The organism is Trichothermofontia sp., assembly GCF_053493415.1.
Genome location: NZ_JBRCAD010000028.1, coordinates 1 through 12,166 on the forward strand (window position 1 = coordinate 1; position 12,166 = coordinate 12,166).

General features: G+C 52.8%; 7 protein-coding genes and 1 pseudogene. 7 read left to right on the forward strand and 1 reads right to left on the reverse strand.

Going from position 1 to position 12,166, the window contains the following annotated elements:
• The 7 genes and pseudogenes from ACWIUF_RS02855 to ACWIUF_RS02885 form a co-directional block, all read left to right on the forward strand.
• Positions 1-140: pseudogene (locus ACWIUF_RS02855) on the forward strand (photosystem II q(b) protein); the annotation flags it as partial.
• Between the two features lie 251 nt (positions 141-391).
• Entirely contained in the window at positions 392-1,780 is a 1,389-nt protein-coding gene (locus tag ACWIUF_RS02860) for a hypothetical protein (RefSeq protein ID WP_448570685.1), read from the forward strand.
• 525 nt (positions 1,781-2,305) lie between these two features.
• Positions 2,306-3,973 carry an iron uptake porin gene (locus tag ACWIUF_RS02865; protein ID WP_448570687.1) on the forward strand — a complete coding sequence of 556 codons (1,668 nt, stop codon included), beginning with the start codon at positions 2,306-2,308 and terminating at the stop codon, positions 3,971-3,973.
• Between the two features lie 497 nt (positions 3,974-4,470).
• Positions 4,471-6,135, forward strand: coding sequence for an iron uptake porin (locus tag ACWIUF_RS02870; protein ID WP_448570688.1), 1,665 nt, complete (start codon positions 4,471-4,473; stop codon positions 6,133-6,135).
• A 187-nt stretch (positions 6,136-6,322) separates the two neighbouring features.
• Positions 6,323-7,462, forward strand: coding sequence for a WG repeat-containing protein (locus ACWIUF_RS02875; RefSeq protein ID WP_448570689.1), 1,140 nt, complete (start codon positions 6,323-6,325; stop codon positions 7,460-7,462).
• Positions 7,463-7,560: 98 nt separating this feature from the next.
• Complete coding sequence (locus ACWIUF_RS02880) at positions 7,561-8,028, forward strand: DUF4079 domain-containing protein (RefSeq protein WP_448570691.1); 468 nt, start codon at positions 7,561-7,563, stop codon at positions 8,026-8,028.
• Between the two features lie 446 nt (positions 8,029-8,474).
• A complete protein-coding gene (locus tag ACWIUF_RS02885; RefSeq protein ID WP_448570693.1) occupies positions 8,475-10,361 on the forward strand; it encodes a hypothetical protein in 1,887 nt (628 codons plus the stop codon).
• Here ACWIUF_RS02885 and ftsY read toward each other — a convergent pair.
• Positions 10,351-11,895: a signal recognition particle-docking protein FtsY gene (gene ftsY, locus ACWIUF_RS02890; RefSeq protein WP_448570694.1), complete on the reverse strand. Its 1,545-nt coding sequence runs from the start codon at positions 11,893-11,895 to the stop codon at positions 10,351-10,353. The genes ACWIUF_RS02885 and ftsY overlap by 11 nt on opposite strands.
• Between the last annotated feature and the right edge of the window lie 271 nt (positions 11,896-12,166).

Sequence of the window (12,166 nt, forward strand, 5' to 3'; positions counted from 1 at the left end):
ACACCTGGGCGGATGTACTCAATCGTGCCAACTTGGGCTTTGAAGTGATGCACGAGCGCAATGCCCACAACTTCCCGCTGGATTTGGCCAGTGGTGAGTCGGCTCCTGTCGCCCTCGTTGCTCCCAGCATCAATGCCTAGTTGAAGGCTTGTTGAAAGCCCCAATGGCTGACGCTAGTGGAGACTAGCGATTACAATCAAGAGCGCTTCCTTCGGGAGGCGCTTTTTCGCCGATTAGGAGGTTGGATCTGAACACTCCGATAACGCATCGTCCGTTTACCTGGGGTTGGCGTGATCTCACCTACCTGTCTGTTTGTCTCGGCTTTTGGTTGATTTTAGCGTTTCTGTCAAGACATCCCCAGCTTGCGTTTCAGTATGATTTCGATGAGGGGTTGACCCTCATTAAAGGGGTATTGTTGAAGCATGGCTACCAACCTTTTCAAGACTTTTGGAGCGATCAACCCCTAGGCTATCCTCGTCTGTACTCACTGTGGTTACAGGTCGGCGAAACCTCCATCCTATGGGCCAGAAGTCTAACGATGGTGTTTACGGGGTTGCTGTTGGTGAGCTTATATACGCTGTTACGACGCTATTTGCCGCCCTTACCCAGCAGTCTCGCGATCGTGGCCCTCGTCAACACCAAGCACTTTGTCAACCTCAGTGTTTCGGCCATGATTGGCCTACCCGCCTTGGCTCTGGGGATGGTGGCCTTGGCCCTCGTTCCCCACGATCGCAGCACGTCTCCAGCAGAGAATCACCCCAAAACAATCATCTGGCGGGATCTGGCGGCGGTCGTGTGTCTAATCCTGGCGATGCAGATTAAGCTGATGGCCGTTTTACTGTTGCCCGGTTGGTTTTGGTTGCAGGCCTATTCCTATCGGCGATCGCCGTGGCCCAGTCAGATCAAGTATTTGCTACTCCAAATCAGCTTTTTAAGCGTAGGCGTGGTCGGCTTGATGTTGAGTCAATACCTAGGTTGGGAGGAATTGTTCCAAACCCATATTGAAGCATCTGTAGATAATGTCAGTGGGAGTGGCTGGGAAAAGGTTGCCAATTACCTCAATAAGCGCTTTGCCAGTGATTATTTATTTTTTATCATTTCCTGTTTAGGGATTAGCAATATTATTTTTTTTAAGAAAAATGTCTTTATTCTTATTTTCCCAGCTTTACTCCTATTAACGATCCTATTTTTCTATTATTACCACGAGCCACTCTGGTTTCATCACTATCCCCTATTTGCGATTCCCCTGATCTATCTCTTCGGGTTTGGGGCAGATTTATTGTTAGGTCTGGCAGCCCATCCCAACTTTAAAACCTCTCGGATCTGGCAACTATTTTGGCTTGTGCTGCTCGTAGTTCCCTTTGCTCAGCAGGCTAGCCTCGCCTGGGAAGAGGCGGCACAATGGCAGGCAAAGCGAGTTCAGCAAGAATTTGTAGAAGAACGGGCGCTGGTCAACACGATCGTGACCCAGCAAGCAGACACTCACTACCTTGCGGCTGATCTTCCTATTTTTAATTTCCATGCGGGGATTCTGCCGATTCCTGATCTGGCGGTTATCTCCGACAAACGCTGGGATTCTGGCCAAATTGATCAAGATCAAATTCTTCAAGGCTGGCAGCAATACCAGCCGGAACAAATTCTCCTGGGACGCTATAAGAAGAATTTGTTAGTGCATCCTGAGATCATTGATTTTTTACAGCAACACTATTTTTTACGCTATGGCAGTGACAGCTATCAACTCTACTGGCCCCAATCCTGGCAAGAGCATGGCCGAGCATAAGCGCTGACTTCTCAATTTGACTAATCCCTGCGATAGCGATCGCTAGAGTGGGGTAAGCGTCTCGCTTACCAAGGGCGTTTGCCCTGCCGAACTGAACAGCAGGCAGCCAAAGTATTTCCCGCGCTTGCTTGCCCCGCTCTATGGATCGCCGCTGTCAGCACCGGACGGGGGATGAGATCCTCCTTCTGCCTATTAACCTCCAGCTATCGGACCACTGCGGCTGACCGACACCAGCAGCGAGACGGCTGGTTACAATCGGTACACAATACCCTCCTGATTTGCCAATCTGATATCTTCTATATTTGCAAGCTATATTTGCGGGCAAGAACTATTTGCGGGCAAGAACTGATGGCGATGGGGGGTATAGTCCCCAGACCCACTCGCGATGGGTAGGTGGATGTATTCACCAAAACAGAGAGATGAGGACAAGGGATGCTATCCTAGAGACGGTGTTACCATCACCTTGAGTTTTTAAGACGTTAGATTTTGTATTGTCTTGAGTTTTGGGTGTGAGGATCGAAGATCATGTTCAGTAATTTAAAAGCTTCGCTTTTGGCAACGCCCGGTTTTCTGGGTGCTGCGCTCTTGTTATCCACCGCTGCGATCGCCAGTGAAGTTCCTGGCAGCGCATCTATGGCTTCGGTATCGCTGGATCAGATCAGCGAATACAGCAACGGCAACGATAGTTTTGTCCGCGCCAGTAGCTCAACCGCAGCCCTGGATCAAGTTACCTCGGTGACCCAGCTTTCGGATGTGCAACCCACGGATTGGGCCTTCCAAGCGCTGCAATCCCTGGTCGAGAAATATGGTTGTATCGTGGGGTATCCCGACGGGACCTTCCGAGGTCAACGGGCGATGACCCGCTTTGAGTTTGCAGCAGGGCTGAATGCCTGCTTGGATCGGATTAACGAGTTGATTGCAGCCGCCACGGCTGATCTAGCGACGAAGGAAGATCTAGCTACACTGCAACGGCTCCAGGAAGAATTCGCAGCAGAATTGGCCACGATTCGCGGTCGGGTGGAAAACCTCGAAGGTCGAGTCGCTCAACTGGAAGCCACCCAGTTCTCCACCACTACCAAGCTGAGCGGGGAAGCGATTTTCTCCCTCGGTGCTGCCTGGGGTGGGGATACGGCGGTCCCATCAGGTGCGCCCGACTCCAGCATTGATATTAACGATAATCTGACCTTCTCCAACCGAATTCGTCTCGCCTTCGATACGAGCTTCACGGGTAAGGATCGCCTGCGGACCCGTTTGCAAGCAGGTAATATCCCGAACTATCAACCGGCAACTGGGACGGACATGGCACGGCTGGGCTATGACCTCAGCAACAATAACAATATCGTCCTGGATTACTTGTGGTATCGTTTCCCGATCGGGGAAAAGATCACCGCTCACGTCGCGACTTCTGGGGTTGATGTTGACGACTTCTTCAACGTGCTGAACCCGCTGGAAAGTTCAAGTACCGGTGCCTTGTCGCGCTTTGGTCGTCGGAATCCCCTCTCCCACCGGACGGATGGGGGAGCAGGCTTAGCCTTCAACTATCAGATCAGCGATAGTGTTCGTTTTTCGGCAGCCTACCTGACGGATGAGGCAGGCGATCCAGCAGACAAGAAGGGTCTCTTCAACGGCAACTACTACCTGGGAACCCAATTGCTCTTTGGCTTTGGTAAGAACTTCAACCTGTCGTTGAACTACGCCAACTCCTATGCCCCTGGCTCCGATGTTAACCTGACCAACAGCACCGGTAGCGCCTTTGGTCGGCGTCCCTTTGGCGAAGTTGCCACGGAGAGTAATATCTACGGTGTGGGCGCGCAAGCCCGCATTAGCCCCCAATTTATCCTCTCTGGCTGGTGGGGGCTGACGGATGCACGGGCACAAACCGACGGTCCCCTTGCAGACAAGGGCGACGACGCCACCCTACAAACCTGGGCGGTGACGTTGGCGTTCCCCGACCTGGGTAAGAAGGGCAATATGGGCGGTCTGATTTTCGGGATGCCACCGAAGCTGACCAGCAATGATATCAGTGGTCGTCGGGATGATGACACCTCGCTGCACATTGAGGCCCTGTACCGCTTGGCGCTGAACGACAATATTTCGCTAACGCCGGGGGTGTATGTGATCACCAACCCTGAGCATAACAGCGACAACGATACCATCTGGGTGGGCACGCTGCGCACCACCTTCCGGTTCTAGGGCTTGCAAGGGTGGTGGTTCTAGCTTAAGGCTGGAGAGAAGCCGCCCTCTGCATACCTCACACTAAACACGAGCAATGACCGCCTGATCAGGGCGGTTTTTTTTATGGCGATTTTTAAGCAAACCCATGCACTCATCCGTCATTTGCTGCGTGGGCGCGATCGCGGTCTTGTGCTTGTGGCGTGAAGATACCAGGAACGGACCCAGATTCACATAGAATTTATTGAAAATTATTATTATTAGATCTTACTATCTATATGCTTCTTCATAAGGGTCTGCTGCCTCTGGAAATTTTCAAATGACGGTATAGATCTTTTTCAGAGTATGTTATATGCTTAATTACGCGTTCGGGTTTCCAATCTGCTGTAAACTTATTGAGAATCTTTATATAGAAGTATGGAGGCTTAAAAGCTAGGAACTGGGTCAAGCAATACCTGTCTTGGGGTCCAATGTTGGACTCGACGCGTCTTAAATCTTGGTGGATGAGGATTGACATCATGCGTAATCATCGGAACGCAGCTTTGTGGGCCATGCCCGGTTTACTGGGGGCAACCCTGGGGTTGCCAACGGCAGCGATCGCCAGTGACGTAGGAATACTTTCACCCTCGGTTTCACTGGAGCAGATCAGTGAGTACAGCAATGGCAACGACGGCTTTGTTCGGGCCAGTCGCTCAACCGCAGCCCTCGATCAGGTGACATCGGTGACCCAACTCTCTGATGTGCAACCAACGGATTGGGCCTTCCAAGCCTTGCAATCCCTGGTCGAGAAGTATGGCTGTATTGTGGGGTATCCCGATGGGACCTTCCGGGGGCAGCGGGCGATGACCCGTTATGAGTTTGCGGCGGGTTTAAATGCCTGCTTAGATCGGATCAATGAACTGATTGCTGCTGCCACGGCGGATTTGGCCACGAAGGAAGATCTGGCCACGCTACAACGGCTTCAGGAAGAGTTTGCTGCGGAGCTAGCGACGATTCGCGGGCGGGTCGAAAATCTGGAGGGGCGAGTGGCCCAACTGGAGGCGACGCAATTTTCGACAACGACGAAATTACAGGGGGAAGCCCTGTTTTGGCTGGGATCAGCCTTTGGGGGGGATAAGGCGGTGCCATCAGGTCAGCCGAGTTCTAACGTGGATATTGATGACAACCTGACCTTTGCCAACCGGTTTCGGTTAGTGCTGACCAGTAGCTTTACGGGCAGGGATCAGTTGCGGACGCGGCTCCAGGCGGGCAACATTGATAACCTGAGTGCGGCCACGGGAACCGATATGGCTCGGCCCAGTTATGACCTGAATAACGGCAATGACCTGCAGTTGAATCAACTCTGGTACACCTTCCCGATCGGGGACAAAGCGACGGTCCGCCTTGCGACTTCGGGGTTGGGCGTTGATGACGTACTGGAGTCGCTCCATGCACCCTTGAGTAGTGACAGCCGGGGGGCTGTGTCGCGCTTTGGTCGCTATAATCCCCTCACGTTTCGGACCGATGGCGGGGCGGGTGCAGGGTTCAAGTACAAGTTTAGCGATCGCGCCCGTCTGTCTTTGGTCTACCTAACGGATGAGGCCGGCAGTCCTGAGGATAAGAAGGGGCTGTTCAATGGCAACTACTACGCCGGGGCACAGATTGTCTTTGGCCTAGGTGACAGCGTTGATGTTGGTTTGACCTATGCCAATTCCTACGCACCGGGTTCTGATGTCAGTCTCACCAACAACACCGGCAGCCTCTATGGTAACCGTCCGTTTGGCGATGTGGCCACCCAAAGCAACATTTATGGCGTGAGTGCCCAAGCCCGCATCAGCCCCAAATTTACCCTATCGGGATGGTGGGGGCTAACCGATGCCCGGGCGGAGACCTCTGGACCGGTGGCCCGGAGTGGGGATAATGCCACGCTGCAAACCTGGGCTGTGAGTTTGGCCTTCCCCGATCTGGGGAAACGGGGTAATCTCGGCGGGCTGATCTTTGGGATGCCGCCGAAGTTGACCAGTAACGATGTCAGTGGGCAGCGCGATGAGGACACGGCATTGCATATCGAAGCCCTGTATCGGATGGCGATCAATGACAATATTGCCATTACGCCGGGGTTCTATGTGGTCACAAATCCAGAACACAACAGCAAGAATGACACGGTTTGGGTGGGTACGCTACGCACAACCTTTACCTTCTAAGCTTGCAAGTCCAGTCTCCTGGCGATCGTAGCTAGGAACTGGGCTTTGCATGTCCTCACACTAAACACGAGCAATGACCGCCTGATCAGGGCGGTTTTTTTTATGCTGCCAATTTTATCGTGAATAAAGCGACCGACTGCCCACGGGTAGGCTACGATCGCAACACGCGCCTCCTCCTTACCTGCCCATGTTGGTTGAATTTTTGATCTGGCCCAGTCTTTGGGTTCACTTGACGTTGGCCAACCAGACCCCCCGTGCTGCCCTTCCCCTAGCTTGGCTCGATACCAACCTGCCGATCGCCCAACGCGATCCCAGCGTTCGCGCCGCGTCTCTCCAGGAGAATCATGAACTCACCTCGATCGCGCCCCCGGCAATCAAGCGAGAATTTGCAGCGGCTAACGATTTTTCCGAAGGGCTAGCCCTGGTTAAGGTCAATCAGCACTATGGCTATATCAACCGACAAGGGCAAGTTGTGTTGACGATTCCCTTTGAACGGGCGGGTCCCTTTACGGAGGGGTTGGCCCTGGTGCAGCAGGGCGATCGCTTTGGCTATATCAATCGCCAGGGAAACGTCGCCATTGAACCCCAATTTCACAAGGCGGCCCATTTTTCCGAAGGCTTAGCGGCGGTCCAGCGCGATCGCGGTGCCCGCTTTGGCTATATCAATCGCCAGGGACGCTGGGTGATTGCCCCCCAATTTATCTGGGCCGATCACTTTGCCGAGGGGGTTGGGGCGGTGAAGGATGAGCGCGATCGCTATGGGTTTCAGGACGCAGCAGGAAATTGGGTGATCCAACCACAGTTTCAATCGGTGGGGCACTTTTCGGAGGGGTTGGCCACCGTCCAAGTCGTTGGTGTTGCGTCTCCGCAGGCGAATCCTCAATGGGGCTACCTCGATCGTCGTGGCGAGATGGTCATCCTGCCCCAATATGATGGGGCTTTCCCTTTTGCCGAAGGATTGGCGCGGGTCAGACAGGGCGATCGCTGGGGCTATATCGATCGCACCGGCAAGGTGGTGATTCCCTTCCAGTTTGGCTTTGCCACGGAGTTCGCGGAGGGGTTGGCCCTGGTGCAAGTCGATCGCCACTGGGGCTACATCGATCGCACGGGCCAGATCGCGATCGCGGCTCAGTTTGACTGGGGGGATGCCTTTGTGGATGGTAAGGCGTTGGTGAAGGTGGGGCGAAAGTATGGCTACATTGGGCGATCGGGCAACTGGGTGATTCGTCCCCAATTTGATGGGGCGGGTCCCTTCTCGGAGGGATTAGCGCGGGTGCAGGTGGGCGATGTCTGGACCTATATTGATGACACGGGTAAGCCAATCTAACGCTCTAGGCGTTTTCCCCAGGGGGATTCAATAAGTTTGATTGCGAGGAGTATTGCATAATATTAAGCAACGTCCCTTGCAAACCTTCAAAGATACCTATGGATCTGCCAATCCCTGATTCACTGAAATTTGGGTTAAATTTTGTCCATCCCCTGATGATGTGGCTCCTGTTAGGGCTGTCCCTCTATGCCATGTACCTCGGTATTCAGATTCGCCGCCTGCGGTCTGCCGAAGGAGAAGCCAAAACCGCCCTCGCCAAACAACGCTTTAACGAGAAGCATCACTTTGTGGGTTCCTTCATCCTCGTCGTGATGGTGCTGGGCACGATCGGCGGGATGGCTGTAACCTATCTCAACAACGGCAAACTGTTTGTTGGCCCCCATCTGCTGGTGGGCCTGAGTATGACCGGCTTAGTCGCTACAACCGCTGCCCTGACCCCGTGGTTGCAAAAGAAACAGGGTTGGGCACGTAATGTCCACATTCTACTTAACGTTGTGCTAGTCGGTCTGTTTGGCTGGCAAGCCGTGACAGGGATGCAAATTGTGCAACGTATTCTTAGCCAGTAGGCAGGAGTCATACGTTTATATACTGGACTACATACTGAGCTATATACTGGGCTACTTTAGAACCCTGATACTCCGTAGATCACAACTCTAAAGTGGGATAGCCGTCTGAGTCTATCGAGGACTCGGCTTTCTGGCAGGATGCCTATTCTACTGATTCCTTTTCGATCTACTAGTGCTAGAATGCAGGCGCTCATGTCATCAGTGGTGAGGTTTGAAACAGGCCATCTCTGCTTGTGATACCTCCTCTAAGGTTGCCCGGTTTTTCATGGGCAAAATTTGCCAATTAGCTACAGCCGTTCTCTCTCTAATGAAGTACTGTCAAGCCTTGTAGACAAGGAGCTTAAGCCCCTTGTCTGTACCTCACCAAGTATGGAAGTGCTGTAACTATCAACACTTAATTAATATTTTGATGATTTTATATGCTGAACAGCAGTCGGCGCATTTTAATGTCTTTTAGCAGTTATGCGATCGCAGGGATATCAAAGCTCAATCTATTCTTCCAAACCGCCAACCAAGCTGCACGATCGCAACCCAGTCTCAGGCCTTCTCTGGAACACAGCCTCTACTTTCGGGAAACCAACATCTGGCTAGCCCTGCTCTGCGTAGGAGTTTTTCTAGCCGCGTATTCGTCCCCAATTTTGACCATGCCCAATGACTCAACGGGGACCTTGCTAACAGCCCAAGCTATCCTGCAACATGGCACTATTAAGCTAGATGCCTATCGCGTCTTGGGGAGTATTCCCTATGGCCTAGACTATCAATTTATTGAGAAAGGCTCCCATCTATACTATTACTTTCCCCTAGGCAGTTCTCTGTATGTCATTCCCTTTGTTTATTTGGCGAATTGGTTGAGGCTGGATATGAATGACCTCGCCAGCCAAAATGAAGTTGAAAATTTACTGGCTGCCCTCACAGTTACCCTGGCTTTTCTCTTAATTTATAATCTTTGTCGGCAATTTACACAGCAATTATCTAGTCTATTTTTAACTGGAATATTTGTTTTTGGTAGTTCGATCGCGAGTACGTTAACAACCTCACTTTGGAGCATTAATCTGGCACCAATCTTTATTCTCTTATCCTTATTATTGCTTATCTACGATTACTCTAAGATCATGCGGCTCAATTCGATTCTTCTCGGCTGGGCACTGTTTTCAGCCTATTTGTGTCGTCCCAGTACAGCCGTTTTTATTCTCATCGTTTTTGCCTACCTTTTGATCAGGCGTCGGCAGGAGTTTACTAAGGTACTGTTAGTCTTCCTGGCCTTTCTGTTAGGATTTATCCTTTTTTCGACTTTTGAGTATGGGCAAGTTTTACCTGACTACTATTTACCCAGTCGCCTCAAGGGGGGCAACTTTTGGGTCGCTGTCTATGGTCATCTATTTAGCCCTTCACGCGGGTTGATCGTATATAGTCCTTTTCTCATCTTGACCTGTATTGGCGTGGGCTTTTTCTTCCAGAGAATAGCAAGACAGCCGCTCTTTTGGTTCGCCACCTTCTGGTTTGTAGGCCATCTAACTCTGGTAGCTCGGTTTCCCCACTGGTGGGGTGGGCATGGGTATGGTGCGCGGCTATTTACAGAAGCCTTCCCCGCCACTATCATCCTCAGCTTGCTGGTCTGGCAACAGATTTTTCGACGTCATCAATACACATCTGGATTAACACTGCTGTCCAAATCTTCAATTGTGGGTCTGGTAACGCTCTTTGCTAGTGCTGCTGTTTTTATCAATACCTTGCAGGGACTTTATAACTTCTATCCACGTCTGTGGAATGATATGCCGAATGTCGATCGCTACCCTAATTATTTATTCGATTGGCAATATCCCCAATTTTTAGCCAGTTCTGAATCTATCAAAGCTCGTAATAATGATCACTGGGTTCGAGAAGCCAAACCCTATTCATTTGGCAGTAATTTTCTAGAAGAAGAAACAAGTATCTTGTTTTTGCACTGGTTTCCTCTGGAGAAAGACCCGGATAAAAATAAATTTCGCTGGTCAGAGGGAAACGTCGGTAGTTTATCTTTCCGCATTAATCCTGCCAGTCTTCAGGCAGCGCAGCAATACGAGATTCAGCTAGCCGCATCCGTGTTTTTTGCCCCCCAAACGATTACGGTTAAGTTGAACGATCGTGTCCTGGGTACCTTGGACGCTTCGGAGTCGGAGGTCAGAACCTTAACTTTACCCGTAGCGCGATCGTGGCTAGAAGCCCAGGCGACTAATGTTATCGAACTCTCGGTGCCCACTGCGTTCAGCCCTGCGGGTGTGCTGCCCGGTAACCGCGACCTGCGACTGCTGGGGATTCGCCTGGAAGACATGCGCCTAATCGCTAGCCACTGATCAGAGCTTCCACAAATTCATAACTGGAGAAGGGCCGCAAATCCGTGATGCCTTCACCCGCGCCAATAAAGTAAATGGGTAGGCCCAATTGTTGCACGATTGCGAGGGCGACCCCCCCTTTCGCCGTGCTATCCAGCTTAGTTAAAATCACGCCACTTAAATCAGCGGCCTCCGAAAACACTTCGGCTTGGCGTAGCCCATTTTGCCCCAGGGTTGCATCCAGGACCAGTAGGGATTCGATCGTCGCTTCACTGGACTGTTTATCAATCACCCGCCGGATCTTATTCAATTCATCCATCAGGTTTTTCTTATTCTGCAAACGACCAGCGGTATCGACCAGTAATAGCTCCGTGCCTCGCGATTTGGCAGCCGTAATGGCATCATAGACCACAGCGGCAGGGTCCGTATTTTTGCCGGGATTCGCGATCACTTCAACGTCACTACGTTGTCCCCAAACCTTTACCTGTTCAACGGCGGCAGCTCGGAAGGTATCGGCGGCAGCAATCAGACAGCTATAGTCCGACTTACGAGCTAGATGGGCCAGTTTGCCGATCGTGGTGGTTTTACCCGCTCCATTCACGCCGGTAATCAGCCAGATATTCAGGCGATCTTTGTCGGGAATTAAAATCGGCTTGCCCTTGTCTTCCAATGGGCGATCAAGCATTCCCCGCAAAATCGATTTGAGATAGGCGATCGCCTGCTCTGGCGGTAGAGCTTCTTCCCGCAACTTAGCTTGCAACGCCTCAATAATATAGTCTGTCGCTGCCATGCCCACATCGGCTTGGAGAAGCAACGCCTCAATCTCCAGGACAGCAGCCTGATTCAGGGGACCCTGCCCGACAATCGCCTTGAGTTGGTTCACCAAACCACGTCGGGTTTTGTCAAGTCCCTGCCGGAGGCGTTTGAGCCAAGTAATTTCCTCAACCGAAATCTCCTCCGGTCGCCGTCCTTGGGCCGCGAGGACTTCAGCAGACCAGATGAAGTTCTCATCAAAGGCGAGACCTGGAATCGTTGCTTCCGGTTCGGGGGCAGGGGAAACGGGTTCCGGTTCCGGTTCCGGTTCTGCGATCGCGCCTGCCTTCAACCGCTCCAAGCGTTCCTGGCGTTCGGCCTCAGCCTTGGCCCAGAAGGGCAGCGGTGTTGCTGCCGTGGCGGGAGCTTCCGACGCTGTTTCTAAGTCAGGTGGGGTGACTACTAGCCCAAGCCCAGCTTCCGAGGTGGGTGGGTGGGCAAGCTCAGGTTCAGCCGCTGGTACCCCCTCTGGGCGAGGGGCGGGCGGGGAGGCGGCGATCGGCTCTGGTTCAGCAATCGGTGCAATGGGTTCGCCAACGGGCACGGCTTCCGCAGGGGCGATCGCCGCTGGCAAGGTTTCCGCCACACTCCCTTCCGCGCGGGAAGCCGCTGTAGCTTCAGGCACAACTTCGGGCGTAACTTCGGCAGTCGGTTCTAATTCTGCAACGGCCCCCTCTAATTCTGCGGCTGGCCCGGGCGCAATCGGCGTGGGTACACCTGCCGTCGGGGAAACGACTGGCATCGTCGCTGGAGCAGGTTCCGGCTCGGCTATCGCCCCTGCTGCTGGGGGAGCTGCGATCGTTGGGGTGGGTGCCGTCGAGACTGCAGGGGGAGCGGTGGCGGAGGTTGGGGCTGGTGATTCGGCGATCGCCACCTCGGTGGCGGTTGCCGTTGGGGTTGCCGCAGGGGGTGCCGATCCTTCACTGGCAGGCGGGACAGCCGTCTCGACCTGCTGGCGTTGGATATTTTGATAGGCCGCTTTTGCCCAAGCCAAGTAGTCATCGGGGGTGGCG

Coding starts and splice junctions, on each gene's coding strand:
- ACWIUF_RS02865 (WP_448570687.1), top strand. CDS start 2,306: ATGTTCAGTAATTTAAAAGCTTCGCTTTTGGCAACGCCCGGTTTTCTG.
- ACWIUF_RS02870 (WP_448570688.1), top strand. CDS start 4,471: ATGCGTAATCATCGGAACGCAGCTTTGTGGGCCATGCCCGGTTTACTG.
- ACWIUF_RS02875 (WP_448570689.1), top strand. CDS start 6,323: ATGTTGGTTGAATTTTTGATCTGGCCCAGTCTTTGGGTTCACTTGACG.
- ACWIUF_RS02880 (WP_448570691.1), top strand. CDS start 7,561: ATGGATCTGCCAATCCCTGATTCACTGAAATTTGGGTTAAATTTTGTC.
- ACWIUF_RS02885 (WP_448570693.1), top strand. CDS start 8,475: ATGTCTTTTAGCAGTTATGCGATCGCAGGGATATCAAAGCTCAATCTA.
- ftsY (WP_448570694.1), bottom strand. CDS start 11,895: ATGCCAGTCGTTTCCCCGACGGCAGGTGTACCCACGCCGATTGCGCCC.